The organism is Microbacterium sp. NPDC089987 (genome assembly GCF_044748505.1).
In the GTDB taxonomy this organism is placed as follows: Bacteria; Actinomycetota; Actinomycetes; order Actinomycetales; family Microbacteriaceae; genus Microbacterium.
Genome location: NZ_JBIVGE010000003.1, coordinates 136,713 through 153,725 on the forward strand (window position 1 = coordinate 136,713; position 17,013 = coordinate 153,725).

The 17,013-nt window shown below is 69.5% G+C and carries 17 protein-coding genes; 8 read left to right on the forward strand and 9 right to left on the reverse strand.

Features of this window, described 5'->3' with window-relative positions; translation table 11 throughout:
* Window positions 1-8 precede the first annotated feature (8 nt).
* A complete protein-coding gene (locus ACIPV2_RS13515; RefSeq protein ID WP_400842212.1) occupies window positions 9-989 on the forward strand; it encodes a pseudouridine synthase in 981 nt (326 codons plus the stop codon).
* On the opposite strand, the gene ACIPV2_RS13520 is transcribed toward ACIPV2_RS13515, so the two are convergent.
* The 5 genes from ACIPV2_RS13520 to ACIPV2_RS13540 all read right to left on the reverse strand — a co-directional run bounded on the left by ACIPV2_RS13520 (window position 946) and on the right by ACIPV2_RS13540 (window position 5,116).
* Complete coding sequence (locus ACIPV2_RS13520; protein ID WP_400842070.1) at window positions 946-1,704, reverse strand: class I SAM-dependent methyltransferase; 759 nt, start codon at window positions 1,702-1,704, stop codon at window positions 946-948. The genes ACIPV2_RS13515 and ACIPV2_RS13520 overlap by 44 nt on opposite strands.
* Before the next feature lie 70 nt (window positions 1,705-1,774).
* The gene (locus ACIPV2_RS13525) at window positions 1,775-2,434 is read right to left on the reverse strand and encodes a methionine ABC transporter permease (RefSeq protein ID WP_400842072.1); all 660 of its coding nucleotides are present in this window, start codon (window positions 2,432-2,434) and stop codon (window positions 1,775-1,777) included.
* Window positions 2,434-3,477 carry a methionine ABC transporter ATP-binding protein gene (locus ACIPV2_RS13530; protein WP_400842074.1) on the reverse strand — a complete coding sequence of 348 codons (1,044 nt, stop codon included), beginning with the start codon at window positions 3,475-3,477 and terminating at the stop codon, window positions 2,434-2,436. Before ACIPV2_RS13530 ends, ACIPV2_RS13525 begins: the two co-directional genes overlap by 1 nt.
* 109 nt (window positions 3,478-3,586) lie before the next feature.
* Complete coding sequence (locus ACIPV2_RS13535) at window positions 3,587-4,492, reverse strand: MetQ/NlpA family ABC transporter substrate-binding protein (RefSeq protein ID WP_400842076.1); 906 nt, start codon at window positions 4,490-4,492, stop codon at window positions 3,587-3,589.
* A gap of 72 nt (window positions 4,493-4,564) precedes the next feature.
* Window positions 4,565-5,116, reverse strand: coding sequence for a MarR family winged helix-turn-helix transcriptional regulator (locus ACIPV2_RS13540; RefSeq protein ID WP_400842078.1), 552 nt, complete (start codon window positions 5,114-5,116; stop codon window positions 4,565-4,567).
* Window positions 5,117-5,192: 76 nt separating this feature from the next.
* Here ACIPV2_RS13540 and idi point away from each other — a divergent pair, with 76 nt between their 5' ends.
* The 7 genes from idi to ACIPV2_RS13575 are packed head-to-tail and all read left to right on the forward strand — an operon-like array spanning window position 5,193 to window position 10,696.
* A complete protein-coding gene (gene idi / locus ACIPV2_RS13545) occupies window positions 5,193-5,756 on the forward strand; it encodes an isopentenyl-diphosphate Delta-isomerase (protein WP_400842080.1) in 564 nt (187 codons plus the stop codon).
* A complete protein-coding gene (locus ACIPV2_RS13550) occupies window positions 5,753-6,799 on the forward strand; it encodes a polyprenyl synthetase family protein (RefSeq protein WP_101188343.1) in 1,047 nt (348 codons plus the stop codon). Before idi ends, ACIPV2_RS13550 begins: the two co-directional genes overlap by 4 nt.
* The gene (locus ACIPV2_RS13555; protein WP_400842083.1) at window positions 6,796-7,668 is read left to right on the forward strand and encodes a phytoene/squalene synthase family protein; all 873 of its coding nucleotides are present in this window, start codon (window positions 6,796-6,798) and stop codon (window positions 7,666-7,668) included. Before ACIPV2_RS13550 ends, ACIPV2_RS13555 begins: the two co-directional genes overlap by 4 nt.
* Window positions 7,665-9,218 (forward strand): phytoene desaturase family protein, encoded by a 1,554-nt coding sequence (gene crtI, locus ACIPV2_RS13560; protein ID WP_400842084.1) that lies wholly within the window; start codon window positions 7,665-7,667, stop codon window positions 9,216-9,218. Before ACIPV2_RS13555 ends, crtI begins: the two co-directional genes overlap by 4 nt.
* Window positions 9,215-9,544: a lycopene cyclase domain-containing protein gene (locus tag ACIPV2_RS13565; protein ID WP_400842086.1), complete on the forward strand. Its 330-nt coding sequence runs from the start codon at window positions 9,215-9,217 to the stop codon at window positions 9,542-9,544. Before crtI ends, ACIPV2_RS13565 begins: the two co-directional genes overlap by 4 nt.
* Complete coding sequence (locus ACIPV2_RS13570) at window positions 9,541-9,849, forward strand: lycopene cyclase domain-containing protein (protein WP_400842088.1); 309 nt, start codon at window positions 9,541-9,543, stop codon at window positions 9,847-9,849. Before ACIPV2_RS13565 ends, ACIPV2_RS13570 begins: the two co-directional genes overlap by 4 nt.
* Window positions 9,839-10,696: a prenyltransferase gene (locus ACIPV2_RS13575; RefSeq protein WP_400842090.1), complete on the forward strand. Its 858-nt coding sequence runs from the start codon at window positions 9,839-9,841 to the stop codon at window positions 10,694-10,696. Before ACIPV2_RS13570 ends, ACIPV2_RS13575 begins: the two co-directional genes overlap by 11 nt.
* Before the next feature lie 18 nt (window positions 10,697-10,714).
* Here ACIPV2_RS13575 and ACIPV2_RS13580 read toward each other — a convergent pair whose 3' ends face one another.
* The 4 genes from ACIPV2_RS13580 to ACIPV2_RS13595 all read right to left on the reverse strand — a co-directional run bounded on the left by ACIPV2_RS13580 (window position 10,715) and on the right by ACIPV2_RS13595 (window position 16,918).
* Window positions 10,715-12,661, reverse strand: coding sequence for an ABC-F family ATP-binding cassette domain-containing protein (locus ACIPV2_RS13580; RefSeq protein ID WP_400842092.1), 1,947 nt, complete (start codon window positions 12,659-12,661; stop codon window positions 10,715-10,717).
* A 73-nt stretch (window positions 12,662-12,734) separates the two neighbouring features.
* Complete coding sequence (locus ACIPV2_RS13585; RefSeq protein ID WP_101188349.1) at window positions 12,735-14,126, reverse strand: threonine/serine exporter ThrE family protein; 1,392 nt, start codon at window positions 14,124-14,126, stop codon at window positions 12,735-12,737.
* Between the two features lie 42 nt (window positions 14,127-14,168).
* Window positions 14,169-15,392, reverse strand: coding sequence for an ROK family protein (locus ACIPV2_RS13590; protein WP_400842094.1), 1,224 nt, complete (start codon window positions 15,390-15,392; stop codon window positions 14,169-14,171).
* The gene (locus tag ACIPV2_RS13595) at window positions 15,389-16,918 is read right to left on the reverse strand and encodes an ATP-binding cassette domain-containing protein (RefSeq protein ID WP_400842096.1); all 1,530 of its coding nucleotides are present in this window, start codon (window positions 16,916-16,918) and stop codon (window positions 15,389-15,391) included. The genes ACIPV2_RS13590 and ACIPV2_RS13595 overlap by 4 nt, the downstream gene beginning before the upstream one ends.
* Window positions 16,919-17,013: the final 95 nt, after the last annotated feature.

Sequence of the window (17,013 nt, forward strand, 5' to 3'; positions counted from 1 at the left end):
TGATGGCGATGCGCTCTCCGCTTCCCGTACGCGACGGCGTCGGCGCGACGCGGCTGCATCTGCCGCTGACCGGACCGTGGCCGACGGTCGGTGCGTACATGGCCGAGCGCTTCTTCCATCTCGAGCCCGAGCGGCTGCTGTCGCGCTTCGACCGCGCGGAGATCGTCGCGCGAGACGGCACGCCGCTCACCCGCGAGACTCCGCTGGGCGTGCACGAGTTCGTCTGGTACTACCGCGAGCCGCCGGTGGAGCGCGAGATCCCGTTCGACATCGAGGTGCTGCACCACGACCGCGATCTGGTCGTTGCGGACAAGCCGCACTTCCTGCCCACCACCCCGGGCGGCAAGTACCTGCAGAACTCGGCCCTTGTGCGGCTCCGCAACCTGCTCGGCATCCCGGAGCTCACTCCGATCCACCGCCTCGACCGCGCGACGGCCGGTCTGCTGATGTTCTCCACCCGACCCGAGACACGGGGCGCCTACCAGCTGCTCTTCGAGCGGCGGCAGGTCGAGAAGGTGTACGAGGCGGTGTCGGCGCTGCCCGGCGACTGGGATCCGGCATCTCCCGCTCTGGCCGGTCTGCCGTTCCCGATCGTGTATCGCAACCACATCGAGAAGCTGCGCGCGCACGTGTGCGTGCGAGTCGACGACGAGCGCGAGCCGAACTCCGAGACGCTCATCGAGATGCTCGCCTTCGACGACCACGTGGTGCACACGCTGCTTCGCCCGCACTCCGGTCGGATGCACCAGCTGCGTGTGCATCTGGCGTCGCTCGGCGCGGGCATCCTGAACGACGGCTTCTACCCCACGCTGCTGACCGAGAGACCCGACGACTTCGAGCGGCCACTGCAGCTCCTCGCGCGCGAGCTGCGCTTCCTCGATCCGCTGAGCGGGGAACCCCGTGACTTCATGACGCGACGAACCCTGCAGGACATCCCGGCCCAGGTCAGGCGGGAACCGCGCCCCGAGCGGCCCACGCGACCGCGGTGAGCGTGAACGGGCGATCCGGTTCATCGAGGTCCTCGCGGACGGCGGCACGCACGGCATCCAGCTGCTCGGCAGTCAGCGTCTGCACGTACTGTCCGATCGGCCCGATCCGCGCGGTGTAGCCCGACCATAGGTCGTCGACGTCCTCGTACCGGGCTGTCGCCGTGATCTCACTCGCGTGGATGTCGACGAGGCCGGCGCCGTCGAGCAGAGAGGCCAGCTCGCCTTCGCGGCGTCCCATCAGCTGGTCATCGACCGGAGTCACCCCGAGCACGCGGTGCACGGCCTTCCAGAAGTGCGCGAGGCCCTGCATGCGGGCGTGATCCCAGAAGCAGAGCGCCACGGCACCCTCCGCGCGGGTGACCCGAGCCATCTCGCGCACGCCCTGCTGTGCGTCGGACATGAATCCCACCGCGAGCGACGAGAGCGCGGCGTCGAACACGCCGTCCGGGAACGGCAGCGTCTCCGCCACCCCTTCGACGACCTCGGCCCCAGGCACCCGCTCGCGGCAGGCGGCGACGAACGGCGGCGAAGGGTCGATCGCCGCGACGTTCGCGGCTCCGATCCGACGAGCCAGCTCGATCGTGAGTCCGCCCGGTCCGCATCCGACGTCGAGTGCGCTGCCCGTGCGCACACCGGCGAAATCCGCGAAAGCCGGTGCCAGCGAGGGCAGGAAGCGACCGATCAGCCGGTCGTAGCCATCCGCAGCGTGGAACATCCCCGTATCCATGACATGCCTTTCACTCACCTGCTGCGAGGATGGCACTCTGCACGTCGCCGCGAAAGGTCTACCTGCGCATGATCCGGCGGGCGAGCCAGGTCCCGAGCGTCTGCGCGAAATGCACGAAGACGACGATCAGCAGCACCGCGGCCCACATCACGACCGGCTCGAACTGGCGGCGTCCGTAGGTGAGGGCGAAGTTGCCGAGGCCCCCGGCGCCGATGTACCCGGCCATCGCCGTCATGTCGATGAGCGCGACGATGACGAACGTGTAGCCCAGGACGAGCGGACCCAGCGCCTCCGGGATGACGACGGTGAACAGCGTGCGCCAGGGCCCGGCTCCCATCGCTCGCGCGGCCTCGATCACCCCCGGCGAGACGCCCACCAGATGCTGCTCGACGATGCGCCCGATGGCGAACATCGACGCGACCACCAGGGCCACGATCGCGGCGTTGGTGCCGATTCCGCTGCCCACGACCAGGCGCGAGAACGGGATCAGCACCGTGATGAGGATCACGAAGGGGATCGGCCGGAAGAAGTTGATGAACAGGTTCAGCACGAACGACACGGCACGGTTCTGCAGCATCCCGCCGGGGCGGGTGAGGTACAGGCCCACTCCGATCAGACCACCGAGGATCCCGCCGAAGAGCAGGGTCAGCGACACCATGTACAGGGTCTCGACAGCTGCCTGCCAGAATTCCGGAGCGAGTTCGACGAGACGATCCATCAGCGCTCCTCCTCCCGATCGATGTCGGTCACTTCGACGTGGCTGCCGATGCGCGCGAGGACGTCGTCGATGCGCTGCGTCTCGCCGCGGAGGGCGAGGGTCAGGTGGCCGAAAGCTCGTCCGCGGATGTCGTTGATGCCGCCGAACACGAGCTCGAACTCCAGCCCCGCCTCGGCGAGATCGACGAAGAGCTGGGCCTGCGATGGGCCGCCGTCCCGGAACGAGAACGTCACCAGCCGCCCGCTGTGCCGCTCACGCAGCACGGCCCGCTCGGCCGGTGACGGGATGCCCTTGACCACGGTGCCCACGAAGCGCTGCGAAGCCGGATGCCGGGGGGCTGAGAAGACCTCGAAGACATCCCCCTGCTCGATCACGCGCCCCCGGTCCATCACGGCGACCTTCGTCGCGATCGTCTGGATGACGTCCATCTCGTGGGTGATGACGACGATGGTGACCCCCTGCTCCTCGTTGACCCGTTTGAGCAGGGCGAGCACCTCGTGCGTGGTCTCGGGATCGAGAGCGCTGGTGGCCTCGTCGGCGAGCAGGATGGCGGGGCGGGTCGCGAGCGCACGGGCGATCCCGACGCGCTGCTTCTGACCGCCGGAGAGCTGCTCGGGGTACGAGCGCGCCTTGTCGCTGAGACCGACGAACGACAGCAGCTCGGTGACGCGGGCGTCGATGTCGGTCTTCGCCCAGCCGGCGAGCTTCAGCGGGTAGGCGATGTTGGCGCGCACCGTCTTGGCGGAGAAGAGGTTGAACTGCTGGAAGATCATGCCGATGCCGCTGCGCACCTCCCGCAGCTGGCGCTCGGAGAGCGCAGTGACCTCGATGTCATCGACGATGATCCGGCCCTGGGTGGCAGGTTCCAGGGCGTTGATGAGACGCACGAGGGTCGACTTGCCGGCCCCCGAATAGCCGATGATGCCGTAGACCTCCCCCTTCTCGATATGCAGGGTGACGTCGTCGACCGCGGTGACCTCCTCCCCCGCGCGCTGGGGGGACGGGTATCGCTTCGACACGTTCTCGAGCGAGACGATCGGCATGGGTGCACTCCGGCTTCGGGTGGGTGGGGATGATGGGCGTCGGCTGCCCCTGACAAGGAGAATCGGGCAGCGCACATGGCGCCGCCCGATTCTCTCAGATCCGTCCGGATCAGCTGTTGTCTGCGACGTCCTTCTGAACCGTCTTGAGCGTCTTCGCCAGCTCTTCCTGGGGGAGCTGAACCGTCACGCCGGTGCCGCCGGACGACTCCGCAAGCCCCTTCTGCACGGCCTCGTCGGTCTGGAAGATCTCGATGAGCTTCAGGTAGGTCTCGTTGTCGACATCGTCCGCACGTGAGGCGAAGATGTTCACGTAGGGGGCCGCCGCCGGGTCGGACGCGTCATCGGTGAACAGCGCGTCGTCGAACTCCAGACCGGCCTCTTCGACGAAGTCGTTGTTGATGATGGCGGCTGCGACGTCGGGCAGTGCCTCGGGAGTCAGCGCGGCCTCCAGTGCGGTCACCTTGACCTTGGACTTGGCCTCGTCGATGTCGGAGAGATCCGAGAACGGCGAGCCGCCGTCCTTGAGCTCGATGAGCCCGGCCGACTGGAGCACGAGCAGGCCACGGGCCTGATTGGATGCGTCGTCAGGGACGGCGACGGTCTCGCCGTCGGCGATGTCCTCGACGTCGTCGTACTTCGAGGAGTACAGGCCGAGCGGGTAGGTCTGCGTGGATCCGATGGCCACCAGGTCCTCCCCCGCCGCCTCGTTGTACTGAGCGAGGTAGATCACGTGCTGGAACTGGTTGAGGTCGATCTCGCCCTCGGTGAGCGCCGGGTTGGGAAGCTCGTACGATCCGAAGTCGACCAGCTCGACCTCGATGCCCTCGGCCTTGGCCGCCTTCTCGAACGCCGCCCACTGCGGGTCGCTCTTGCCGACCACGCCGATCTTGACGACGTCATCGGCGGCGCCGTCGGATCCGGCCTTCCCGGCGTCGGCGGATGCGCAGCCGGTGAGACCGGTGACGAGGAGGGCCGCTGCGGCGGCAGCGGCGAGGGTGGTGAAGCGACGTGACATTTTCGGGTTCTTCCTCTCGTGGGGGACTCCGAAAACGTACGCGGCGTCGAGCACTCGCTCAGAATCCGCTCGTCACACAGCGTCACGCTCGGCACTGGCCGCCATGGCGCCGAAGAAGTCGGCGACCGTGCGGCGCTGCTCGGGGGTCAGCTCGGCGATGACATCGAAGCGCCGAGCATGCTCGCGCCCCACCGTGGCACGTGCTGCACGGCGGGTCTCCTCGGTCACCTCGATGACCAGACTGCGGCGGTCGTCGGGATGCGCGCGACGCACGACGTGACCGCCGCGCTCCAGGCGGTCGAGGAGCTTCGTGGTGGACGCGCTGGAGATCCCGAGGTGTCCGGCCATCGCACTCGGCGTCATCGGGAGCTTCTGGTTGCCTGCGGCGATGAGCACTCGCAGCGCCCTCATGTCGCTCGCGCCGAGGCGCATGTACCGCTGCGACGCCTCGTTGTTCTCGCGCTCCGCTTCGCGCCAGCGGCGCATGGCCTCGAGCACCTCGAGCACGCTCTCCAGCTCGCCGGGCGTGAGGTCGCTCGTGGGCACGAGCTCCTGCTCAGGGTCGTTCAGGCGCGGATCGTGCATCACCACGGTCGGCGCGGAAGACGGAGTCATTTTCCGCATGAGGTTGATTTTACGTCAGATGTGGATATATCCACAGTTGAAAGCTAGCCTGTCTAGGGAATACACAGGAGGCCCAGTGACCCACTCCCCCGAGCGCGTGATCCTTCTCGACGACGACGGCAACCCCCGTGGCGTCGCCCGCAAGGACGAGGTGCACCATCAGGACACCCCGCTGCACCTCGCGTTCTCCTGCCACGTGCGCGACGACGAGGGGCGGCTCCTGCTGACCAGACGGGCGCTGACCAAGCGCGCCTGGCCTGGCACGTGGACCAACGCGTTCTGCGGTCACCCCGCGCCGTTCGAGGCGATTCCGGATGCCGTGCAGCGTCGCGCACGCGAGGAGCTCGGGCTCGAGATCGCCGATCTGCAGGTGGAGCTGCCCGACTTCCGGTACCGCGCGATCGACGCGTCCGGCATCGTCGAGAACGAGATCTGCCCCGTCTACACCGCGCGCGCCGTGCGCGAGCCGGAGCTGAACCCGGCCGAGGTGATGGACGCTCGCTGGGTCAGCGCTGAGGATCTCGCCGCCGCGCTGACAGCGGCGCCATGGGCGTTCAGCCCCTGGCTCGTGCTGCAGGCGCAGCAGCTCTCGGCCACCGCCGGGACCATTCATGCGACCGCGTGGCGGAGCGTCGCGTGAGGCTGGAGACGGCAGTCCATCCGCGACTGGACGAGATCATCGATCGGTTCTTCGCCGACCGGATCGCCCGAGCCGATGCGATGGGCGGGCGCTACGGCGATCTGTGGCGCCGGGCGGCGGATGCGACCCAGGGCGGAAAGCGCCTGCGGCCCCGACTGCTGCTGCTCGCCCACGAGAGCCTGGGCGGCGTGGAGGAGGACTCGGCACTGTGCGCCGCCGCGGCCTTCGAGGTGCTGCACACCGCTCTTCTCATGCACGACGACGTGCTCGACCGCGACCTGGTGCGCCGCGGCAAGCCGAACCTTGCCGGCCGGTTCGCGGCCGCTGCGCTCGACGACGGGCACGCCCCGCACACCGCCACCGCGTGGGGCGAGGCGTCAGCGCTGCTCGCGGGTGACCTGCTGATCAGCGGGGCACACGCACTCGTCGCCGATGTCACGCATCCGGTCGCCGCGACCCTGCACCGCGTTATCGACGACGCGCTCATCCTGACCGCGGCCGGAGAGCATGCCGACGTGGGTTTCGCCAAGGGGGTCATGCACGCCGATCAGGCCGACATCCTGCGGATGATCGAGCAGAAGACCGCCGCGTACTCGTTCGCCGCACCGCTGCGGGTGGGTGCGCTGCTGGCGGGCGCCACTGACCAGGTCGTGGACGCGCTGGAGTGGATCGGATCGCGCCTGGGCCTGCTGTATCAGCTGCGCGACGACGCGCTGGGCGTGTTCGGCGCCGAGAGCAGCACGGGCAAGAGCGTCATCGGAGATCTGCGCGAGGGCAAGCGCACGCTGCTCGTGGCCTTCGCCGAGGGCACCGCCGAGTGGGAGGCCGTGCGTCCCCTGTTCGGACGCGCCCCGCTCGACACGTCCGATGCCGACCGGCTGCGTGCCGCGCTGGTGGCCTGCGGTGCGGTCGAGCGGATGCAGCGGGTCATCGACGGGGTGCTGCACGACGTCCTGCACGCGATCGCCATCGCTCCCCTGCCCACCGGGCTGCGCGCGGAGCTGGCGCAGATCGCGGAGCGCTGCGCGGAGCGGCAGTCATGAGCGCCGAGCGCGCACTCGACCTGTACACGCGCACCGCCCACACTGCTGCGGCGCACGTGATCAGCGAATACTCGACGTCCTTCGGCTACGCGAGCCGGCTGCTGCCGCGCGACGTGCGCAGCGGGATCTCGGACGTGTACGCCCTCGTGCGTATCGCCGACGAGATCGTCGACGGCCCCGCCTCCGAAGCGGGATTGGCGGCGCCGGAGGTGCTCGCCATCCTCGACACCCTCGAACAGGACACCCTCCGGGCGATGGAGTGCGGCTTCAGCGCGAACCTCGTCGTGCACGCGTTCGCCGCCACCGCGCGGCGAACCGGGATCGGCGCCGAGCTCGTGCAGCCGTTCTTCGAGTCGATGAGGATGGATGCCACCGCGCACCCGCGCTACGACCTCGAGGAGTACCGGCGCTACATCCACGGCTCGGCCGAGGTGGTGGGTTCGATGTGCCTGCGGGTGTTCGCTCTCGAGCATCCGGGATTCACGCTCGACGACCAGCTCGAAGAGGGCGCGCGCCGCCTCGGTGCCGCGTTCCAGAAGGTGAACTTCCTGCGCGACCTCGCCGATGATGCCGGACGACTGGGCCGCTCGTACATCCCGGGCCTGGACCCGCAGACCTTCACCGACTGCGAGAAGGAGGCCGTCGTCGACGAGATCGCCGAGGACCTCGCTGTCGCACGCGAAGCCATCGCGCGGCTGCCGCGCGGATCGCGGCGGGCGACGACGGCCGCTGCTGCGCTGTTCGGACGACTCAATGAGCAGCTGCGCAGCACGCCGGCAGCCGAGCTGCGCACGAGACGGGTCTCGGTGCCGCTCGGGCGCAAGCTGGGCATCCTGGCGAACGCAGCAGCGGGAAGGACGACCGCATGAGGCGCGCCGTCGTCATCGGCGGAGGCATCTCCGGGCTCGCCACCGCCGCCCTGCTCGCCCGCGAGGGCGCATCGGTCACGCTCGTCGAGGCACGAGAGGATCTCGGCGGCCGCGCCGGCAGCTGGGAATCGGACGGCTTCCGCTTCGACACAGGACCCTCCTGGTACCTCATGCCCGAGGTGTTCGACCACTTCTTCCGGCTGCTCGGGACCTCGGCGGCCGAGCAGCTCGACCTCGTCCGCCTGGACCCTGCCTACCGGGTGTACTTCGAAGACGACGCCGAGCCGTTCGACCTGCCGGCCGAAGGAGCCAGGGACGCCCTCGTCGCCCTCGATCCGGATGCGGACCATAGCCTCGACCGCTACCTGGCATCCGCGGCGGACACCTACGACCTCGCCACCTCGACGTTCCTCTACAGCACGTACGAGTCGCTGCGCCCGCTACTGACCCCGCGCACCCTGCGCGGTCTGCCGACGCTCACCCGCCTGCTCGCGGAGCCTCTCGACCGGCGCATCCGCCGGCACAGCCGCGAGCCGCGCGTGCAGCAGGTGCTCGGGTATCCCGCGGTGTTCCTCGGCACGTCGCCCGCCAAGGCACCCGGCATGTACCACCTGATGAGCCACCTCGACATCGGTCAGGGAGTGCTGTATCCGCGCGGCGGCTTCGCTGCGGTGATCGCCGCGATCGCCCGCGTGGCGAGCGCGGAGGGCGTCGACATCCGCACCGGATGCCGCGCGACGCACATCACGGTCGACGCCGGTTCCGCGTCCGGGGTCGACGTCGAGCTCTCCGACGGCACGCGCGAGCACCTGCCCGCCGACGTCGTCGTGTCGACCGCGGACCTGCACGTGACCGAGCAGCAGCTGCTGGACCCCGAGCATCGCACGCGATCGGACGGCTGGTGGGACGGACGCGACCCAGGGCCCGGAGCCGTGCTCGCGCTGCTCGGGGTGCGCGGCGAGCTGCCCCAGCTCGCGCACCACACCCTGCTGTTCACCAGGGAGTGGGAGGAGGGATTCGACGCGATCTACGGCAGAGGCCGTCACGGTGAGGGCAAGCGCATCCCCGATCCGGCGTCCCTCTACGTCTGCCGTCCGAGCGCGACCGATGACGTCGCTCCCGAGGGACACGAGAACCTGTTCGTGCTCATCCCCGTTCCCGCCGACACGTCCATCGGGGCCGGCGGCATCGACGGCACCGGCGATGAGCGCGTCGAACGCGCGGCCGATGCGGCGATCGACCAGATCGCCGGCTGGTGCGGCATCCCCGACCTCCGGGAGCGCATCGTCGTGCGTCGCACCATCGGCCCCGCCGACTTCGAACGCGACTTCGGGGCGTGGCGCGGCGGGGCGCTCGGCCCCGCGCACACGCTGCGGCAGAGCGCCTTCCTGCGCGGCGCGAACATGTCGTCGAAGGTCGACGGGCTGCTGTACGCCGGCGCCACGACCATCCCCGGCATCGGCCTGCCGATGTGCCTGATCAGCGCCGAGCTGGTCGTCAAGCGCCTGCGCGGGGACGTCTCGGCGGGCCCCCTGGCGGAGCCGCTGTGAGCGCCGGCTACCTGATCGCCCTGCTCGTATCGCTCGCGGGCATGGTGCTGCTCGATGTGCGTCACCGGCTGTTCCTCGGCCGGGATCCGTGGCGGGCTGCGCTTGTGCTCGCGCTCGGCACCGCGTTCTTCCTGCTCTGGGATCTCGCTGGGATCGGGCTCGGGATCTTCTTCCGCGATGATGGGCAGTTCGCCACGGGCATCCTGCTCGCACCCGAGCTGCCGATCGAGGAGCCGATCTTCCTGCTGTTCCTGTGCCAGCTGACCATGGTGCTCGTCTGCGGCGCCGAGAAGGTGCTCACCGCACGACGGAGGGCGGACGCATGAGCTACGTGCTGCTGTGCGCGGGATTCCTCGCGGCGGCCGTCGTGGTCGCGCTGGTGGTGCGGCGACGCGACCGAATGCCGTCTGCGGCGTCACTGCTCATCGCGGCGGCCGCGCTCGTGGTGCTCACCGCCGTGTTCGACAACCTGATGATCGCCGTGGGGCTGTTCGACTACTCGAGCGCGCACATCTCGGGCATCCGGATCGGCGAGGCCCCGCTCGAGGACTTCGCCTACCCGCTCGCCGCGGTGATCCTGCTGCCGGCCCTGTGGTCACGCCTGCGGAGGGAGCGTGCCGATGATCGGTGACCTGCTGGCCGCGTCTCGGCCGCTCAGCTGGATCAACACCGCCTACCCGTTCGCGGCCGCCTACCTGCTCGTAGCCGGGGGCGTGGACGCGCAGTGGGTGATCGGCACGCTGTTCTTCCTCGTGCCGTACAACCTGGCGATGTACGGCATCAACGACGTGTTCGACTACGCCTCCGACCTCGCGAACCCCCGCAAGGGCGGGGTCGAGGGGGCGCTGCTGTCGCCGCAGCGGCACCGAACGGTGCTCGTGACGGCGATCGCTCTGTGCGCGCCCTTCGTCATCGCCCTCGTCGTGCTCGGCTCGCCGGTGTCGTGGCTGATCCTGGCGATCAGCCTGTTCGCCGTCGTGGCGTACTCGGCGCCGCCGTTCCGCTTCAAAGAGGTGCCGGTGCTCGACTCGGTCACCTCGAGCATCCACTTCGTGAGCCCCGCGGTGTACGGGTTCGCCCTCGCCGGGGGGACGGTCACGCTGGGACTCGTCGCGCTGCTGACCGCGTTCTTCCTCTGGGGTGTCGCGAGCCACGCGTTCGGGGCCGTGCAGGACGTGGTGCCCGACCGCGAGGGCGGCATCTCGTCGATCGCCACGGCGCTGGGTGCCGCCCGCACGGTGCGGCTGGCCCTCGCCTGCTGGGCCGCGGCGGGAGTGCTTATGCTGTTCACCGGGTTCCCCGGCGCGCTGGCCGCCGTGCTCGCCCTGCCGTACCTGTGGGCGGCAGCGCCGTATCGCTCGTTGTCAGACGCCGATTCGGGTGCGGCGAACCGCGGCTGGCGGCACTTCCTGTGGATCAACTACGCCTGCGGGTTCGTCGTCACGATGCTGCTGATCGTGTACGCGCTCGGTCGGTGATGCGCGCGGGGATGCCGCTCAGCCGAGCTCTTCGGTGAGCTCGAACCAGCGCAGCTCGAGCTCGTCGACCTCATCCTGCTGCGCCTGGATCTGCTGCATCCGCTCTCCCAGCCCCGCGTAGTCGGACTGGTCGTGATCGGCGAGAGCGTGCTTGGCCCGCTCGATCTGGTCGTTGAGCTTCTGCATGCGCCGCTCAAGGGCGGCGACCTCCTTCTCGGCCGTGCGGCGAGCAGCCCCCTCCAGCCCGGATGCCTGCGCCGGGGCCCCTTGAGCGGGCGCACCTCCGGAGTGCGACGCCGCCTGCTCGCGCTTCTCGAGTTCGCGCAGCCGCAGATACTCGTCGATCCCGCCGGGGAGGTGCCGCAGCCGCCCGCGCAGCACGGCGTACTGCTGATCGGTGACCCGCTCGAGGAAGTACCGGTCGTGGCTGACCACCAGCAGCGTGCCGGGCCAGGAGTCCAGGAGGTCCTCGATGGCGGCGAGCATGTCGGTGTCCATGTCGTTGGTGGGCTCGTCGAGGATGAGCACGTTCGGCTGGTCGAGCAGCACGAGCAGCAGCTGCAGTCGGCGCTGCTGACCGCCCGAGAGGTCCTTCACCGGGGTCGACAGCTGCGCCGAGGTGAAGCCGAGGCGTTCCAGCAGCTGCCCTGGCGTGAGCTCTGCCGCCTTGGAGGACTGGGTCCCTGAGCCTGCCGAAGGGCCGAAGGTGTACGAGGTGCGCAGGCCGTCGATGACTGTGCGCACCGGGTCGTTCCAGTGCTGCTCGAGCTCGTCGATCCCCTGCGTGAGGGTGCGCACCTGCACGGTCTTGCCGCGCTTGACGCGCCCGCTGGTGGGCTCGACGTCGCCCGAGACGAGACCGAGCAGGGTGGACTTGCCGGCGCCGTTGACACCGAGGATGCCCGTGCGCTCCCCTGGAGCGATGCGCCACTCGACATCCTGCAGGACGGTTTTGACCTGGGTCCCTGAGCCTGCTCCACCCTGGGTCCCTGAGCCTGCTCCACCCTGGGTCCCTGAGCCTGCTCCACCCTGGGTCCCTGAGCCTGCTCCACCCTGGGTCCCTGAGCCTGCCGAAGGGTACGAGACTCCGGCGTCAAGCAGGTCGACGACGTCCTTGCCCAGTCGCGACACCGCCAGCGACTGCAGCGAGACGGAGTCGCGGATCGGCGGCACGTCGGCGATCAGGGCGTTCGCGGCGTCGATGCGGAACTTCGGCTTGCTCGTGCGCGCGGGGGCACCGCGGCGCAGCCAGGCGAGCTCCTTGCGGGCGAGGTTCTGCCGCTTCGCCTCCGACGCCGCGGCCATCCGGTCGCGCTCGACGCGCTGCAGGATGTACGCGGCGTAGCCGCCCTCGAAGGGCTCGACGACGCGGTCGTGCACCTCCCACGTCGCCGTGCAGATCTCATCGAGGAACCAGCGATCGTGTGTGACGACCAGCAGCGCGCCGGCGTTCTTCGACCAGCGGCTCTTGAGATGCGCGGCGAGCCAGGTGATCGCCTCGACATCGAGATGGTTGGTGGGCTCATCGGCGAAGATCAGGTCCCAGTCCTGGATGAGCAGCTGCGCCAGCTGCACCCGACGACGCTGCCCGCCCGAGAGCGAGCCGATCTGCGCATCCCACGGGAGGTCGGTCAGCAGCCCCGCGATGACGTCCCGGGTGCGGGCATCACCCGCCCATTCGTGCTCGAGCCGATCGCCCACGACCACCTGGCCGATGGTCATCGCATCGTCGAGGCGGTCCTGCTGCTCCAGCACCCCCACCCGCAGCCCGCCGCGGCGGGTCACCCGTCCGGAGTCCGGTTCGAGGACGCCGGCGAGCAGCTTCATGAGGGAGGACTTGCCGTCGCCGTTGCGACCGACGATGCCGATGCGGTCGCCCTCGTCGACGCCGACCGTCACCGAATCGAAGACGACCTTGGTCGGGTACTCCAGGTGCAGGGCCTCGGCCCCCAGTAGATGTGCCATCACGTCAAGGCTATGCCGTAGCTGCTCTGCATCCGCCCAGCGTCGAGGGCGACGAGACCGCCCAGCTCGCGGCTCAGCGGATGCGGCCGCGGCGGCGCACGACGCTCTGCAGCGTGTCGCGCACCGGCGCACCGAGGACGAGACCGAGGGATGCTCCGGATGCCAGTGCCAGACCGATCGCGCCCGCCTGCAGCAGGTCGGCGAACCCGAGGATGAGCGCGATCGGATCGTCCTCCGCCTCCACGATCCCCAGCAGGCCGCGGTACACGACCGACCCTGGCACCATCGGGACGATGGCCGCGGTGGTCACCGCGATCGACGGAACGTGCAGGCGGTGCGCGATGAGCGACCCGACGAAACTCGCGATCAGCGCGCCGGCCGCGCTGGCGACGGGCACGCCGAACCCGCCGGCCGCGCCGGCGCTGAACCCGCCCCACGCGATCGCTCCGAGCACGGCTGAGACGAGGATCGTGCGCGACGTCGCGCCGTTCCATACGGCGACGGTCACGGCGATCAGCACGACTCCCGCCACCTGCATCGAACCGGGGCCGAGCGCCGGCGGCTCGGTCGAGAGCGTGAAGCCGATCCCCAGCCGCTGCGCGAGAGCCACGCCGCCCACGATGCCGACGACGACGCCGAGGGTGAGCAGCGCCAGATCCAGGATGCGTCCGCCCGCGGTGAGCGCGAAGCCGTCGATCGCGTCCTGCGCGGCTCCCACCACAGACATCCCCGCGAGCATGAGCACGATCCCGGCCGCCACGATCACGGCGATGCTGGCCTGGTCGAAGGGCGCGATGCCCTGACTGCGCAGCGAGTTGGCGGCGGCGGCGAACGCGGTGACCACGAGCGCGCCTGCGGCCTGGGCGAAGAAGAAGGGCAGGTGCATCCGAGTCATCCACCGCTGGGTCAGGGCGGCACCGCACGCGGCGAGAAAGGCGATGAGCGTGGTGATCCACGACGCACCGAAGAGCAGACAGACGCCGACGGCCAGCAGCCCCTGCGCGAGCACGATCACGGTCGGCCGATAGCGGAAGGGCATGCGCCGGATGGCATGGAAGCGCACCCGCGCCTCCGGCAGGGCCAGCCCCGCCTCGATGTCGACCACGAGGGCCTGCAGCTGCTGCAGCTTCGCGTGGTCGGGAACGGGGGCGCGCACCACGCGGATGGCCGTGAAGGGCGGGTCGGACTCGCCGCCCTGATACGACACGGCGATCGAGTTGAACGTGATGTCCACGTGCACCGGCCGGATGCCGAGGGCGGCGGCCACGCGCGTCGCCGAGAGCACCACCTCGTTCGCGGCCGCTCCGACCGCGATGAGGGCTTCGGCGATGCGCATCGCGAGCTCGATCACGCGGCGGGCATACATCTCGTCGACCGAGAGAATGGCCTGGGTCTCGGGGCGCGAGGCTGCGTCGACGCGGATCGCCTCGACCAGACGCGCACGCCAGTTCTTCTGTGCAGCCATCACTCCATCCTCACACGCGCCGAAGCGGGCAGAGCTCCACGATCAGAGCCGTGATGCCGCGGCGGAGGGGTCGTTCAGCACCGCCTCGAAGGCGAGCTCGGCGGGCGCGATCTGCATGAGGTGCGATCGCATGCGAGCGCGCTCGAGCCGCACGGTGCGACCCTCCGACCCCACCGGATGCAGGCGCACCGCTTCTGAGAGCCGCTCGCGGCTGGTCGCCAGCAGCACGCCCAGATAGCCCGAGAGCACGACCATCTCGGGCGCGAACGCGTTGACGAAGTTCGTCAGCGCCACCGAGAGCACGTCGACCTGCCTGGCGACCTCGGCGAGCACGACCGGGTCGCGCACGATGCCCAGCTCGATGTCGAGCTCGTCCTCGTCGAGCCCCCGGCGGCCGAGAAGGGCGAGCACGGTCGCCGGGTTCACCTCCACCTGCAGGCATCCACGGCGTCCGCAGCTGCACAGGGAGCCGGCGGGGTTGACCACGGTATGACCGAACTCCCCAGCGAAGCCCGAGGTGCCGCGCAGCAGTGATCCGTCGAAGACGAGGCCACCGCCGATGCCGTTCATCGAACCGCTCAGGTAGAGCACGTTCCCCACGCCGCGGGCCACACCGAAGTGCGTCTCGGCCATAGCACCGACGCTGGCATCGTTGCCGACGGCCACGGGCATCCTGAGGGCGTCGCTCAGGCGATGCGCGAGCTGCTCACGCCGCCAGTTCAGAGACGGCGACAGCAGCACCGTGCCCCGCGAGTCAACCAGTCCGGGTACCGCGACGCCTGCCCCGACGAGCCGATAATGGCGGTCGATGTCGGCCCGCATCCCGTCGACCAGGGACGACACCACCTGCGCGAACCGTCGCGGGTTCGGCGGGGATGCCAGGTCGTGTCGCACGCGCGAGTGCACGGCCGATCCGAGCCCGACCAGCGCCACCGAGACCGCACGCGGGTCGGCGACGATGCTCAGCGCCACGACGTCATCGTCAGCCGCGACACCGAGGGAGGGGCGCCCCACGCGACCGGTGGGCTTGACCGACTCCTCCCGCACCAGACGCAGATCGAGAAGCTCCTGCACGAGAGCGGTCACCGTGGAGCGGTTCAGACCCGTGACGGCGCCGATCTCGGACCGCGACTGGGCACCGGCCGCGTGCACGAGCTGCAGGACCGCCGAGAGGTTCTGCGCGCGCACATCCTCGTTCGTCGTGCGGGTGATGGCGACGGGCGAAGGCGATGCTCCGCGGCGCGCCGCAGGATGATCTGTGCTCATGCGCGCTCGACCGCCATATGCGACGTGAGCAGCTCCTGGGTGGCGTCCTGCCGGGTGATCTCTGCGGTGATCCGCCCGTGCGCCAGGGTGTAGATGCGGTCGGAGAGTCCGATCACCTCGGGCAGCTCGGACGAGATGACGATGATCGCCTTGCCCTGCGCCGCCAGCTCGTTGATGAACCCGTAGATCTCGTACTTCGCCCCCACATCGATCCCCCGGGTCGGCTCGTCGAGGATGAGGACGTCCGGGTTGGTGAAGATCCACTTGGACAGGACGATCTTCTGCTGGTTCCCGCCCGAGAGCGCCCCCGTCCGAGACGCGACGCTCGGCGCCTTGATGTTGAGCTTGTACCGGTACGCCTCGGCGACCTTGCGCTCGCGCACGTCGTCCACGAGTCCGTGCTGGGAGAGCCGTCCCAGCGCCGCCGCCGACACGTTCGACTGCACGCTGGCGAGCAGATTGAGCCCGTCGCGCCGACGGTCCTCGGGCGCGTAGACGATGCCGTTCCGGATCGCCTCGCGCACCGAACGCAGCTCGATGCGCTCCCCGCGTTTATATGCCGTCCCCGTTATGGCCGACCCGAACGACCTGCCGAACACGCTCATCGCGAGCTCCGTGCGACCGGCTCCCATCAGCCCCGCGATGCCGATGATCTCTCCGGAGCGCACGGTCAGGTTCACGTCGTCGACGACGAGACGCGTCGGGTCGGCCGGATGGCGAACGCTCCAGTTCTCCAGCCGGAAGAGCTCGTCGCCGATGTCCGGTTCACGCGGCGGAAACAGGTCGTCCAGCGGACGACCCACCATCGCGCGGATGATCCGCCGCTCGTCTGTCTCGGGATCGTCGGTGCGCATCGTCTCGATCGTCGCACCGTCGCGGATCACCGTGATGCGATCGGCGACGCCCAGCACCTCGCGAAGCCGATGCGAGATGAGCACGCAGGTGATGCCCTGGGTGCGCAGCTGCTGCACGAGCGCGAGCAGCCGGTCGGAATCGTCACGGCCCAGCGCCGCGGTGGGCTCGTCGAGGATCAGCAGGCGCACATCCTTGGCGAGCGCCTTCGCGATCTCCACGAGCTGCTGCTTGCCGATGCCCAGGTCACCGGCGCGCGCGGCGGGACTCTCGTGCAGTCCCACGCGTGCCATCAGCGCAGCGGCGCGCCGATTGACGGCATCCCGATCGAGCAGCCCGCGGCGGGTGATCTCATTGCCGAGGAAGATGTTCTCCGCGATCGTCAGCTGCGGCACGACCGCGAGCTCCTGATGAACGATGACGATCCCCTCGGCTTCGCTGTCCGCGAGGGAGCGGAATGCGACCTGACGCCCTTCCAGCTCGATCGTGCCATCAAAGCTGCCGTGCCGGTGGATGCCGCTGAGGATCTCCATCAGCGTGGACTTGCCGGCGCCGTTCTCACCGCAGATCGCGTGCACCTCCCCGCGATGAACGTCGAGGGAGACACCGGCGAGCGCGACGACGCCACGGAAGCGCTTCGTCACGCCCGTCATCCGCAGAAGCGGTTCAGCCATCGAGATCACCTCTGCGTTGCTCGGCTTCCCGAATGATATCGAATCGGTCAATTTGTCCGCAGGTTCGACAGATTTATTTGTCCGCAGGCACGTCA

What these genes read in the sequence shown, in the direction of transcription:
- ACIPV2_RS13515 (WP_400842212.1), top strand. Translation starts at nt 9, where the DNA reads ATGCGCTCTCCGCTTCCCGTACGCGACGGCGTCGGCGCGACGCGGCTG.
- ACIPV2_RS13520 (WP_400842070.1), bottom strand. Translation starts at nt 1,704, where the DNA reads ATGTTCCACGCTGCGGATGGCTACGACCGGCTGATCGGTCGCTTCCTG.
- ACIPV2_RS13525 (WP_400842072.1), bottom strand. Translation starts at nt 2,434, where the DNA reads ATGGATCGTCTCGTCGAACTCGCTCCGGAATTCTGGCAGGCAGCTGTC.
- ACIPV2_RS13530 (WP_400842074.1), bottom strand. Translation starts at nt 3,477, where the DNA reads ATGCCGATCGTCTCGCTCGAGAACGTGTCGAAGCGATACCCGTCCCCC.
- ACIPV2_RS13535 (WP_400842076.1), bottom strand. Translation starts at nt 4,492, where the DNA reads ATGTCACGTCGCTTCACCACCCTCGCCGCTGCCGCCGCAGCGGCCCTC.
- ACIPV2_RS13540 (WP_400842078.1), bottom strand. Translation starts at nt 5,116, where the DNA reads ATGCGGAAAATGACTCCGTCTTCCGCGCCGACCGTGGTGATGCACGAT.
- ACIPV2_RS13555 (WP_400842083.1), top strand. Translation starts at nt 6,796, where the DNA reads ATGAGCGCCGAGCGCGCACTCGACCTGTACACGCGCACCGCCCACACT.
- crtI (WP_400842084.1), top strand. Translation starts at nt 7,665, where the DNA reads ATGAGGCGCGCCGTCGTCATCGGCGGAGGCATCTCCGGGCTCGCCACC.
- ACIPV2_RS13570 (WP_400842088.1), top strand. Translation starts at nt 9,541, where the DNA reads ATGAGCTACGTGCTGCTGTGCGCGGGATTCCTCGCGGCGGCCGTCGTG.
- ACIPV2_RS13575 (WP_400842090.1), top strand. Translation starts at nt 9,839, where the DNA reads ATGATCGGTGACCTGCTGGCCGCGTCTCGGCCGCTCAGCTGGATCAAC.
- ACIPV2_RS13580 (WP_400842092.1), bottom strand. Translation starts at nt 12,661, where the DNA reads ATGGCACATCTACTGGGGGCCGAGGCCCTGCACCTGGAGTACCCGACC.
- ACIPV2_RS13585 (WP_101188349.1), bottom strand. Translation starts at nt 14,126, where the DNA reads ATGGCTGCACAGAAGAACTGGCGTGCGCGTCTGGTCGAGGCGATCCGC.
- ACIPV2_RS13590 (WP_400842094.1), bottom strand. Translation starts at nt 15,392, where the DNA reads ATGAGCACAGATCATCCTGCGGCGCGCCGCGGAGCATCGCCTTCGCCC.
- ACIPV2_RS13595 (WP_400842096.1), bottom strand. Translation starts at nt 16,918, where the DNA reads ATGGCTGAACCGCTTCTGCGGATGACGGGCGTGACGAAGCGCTTCCGT.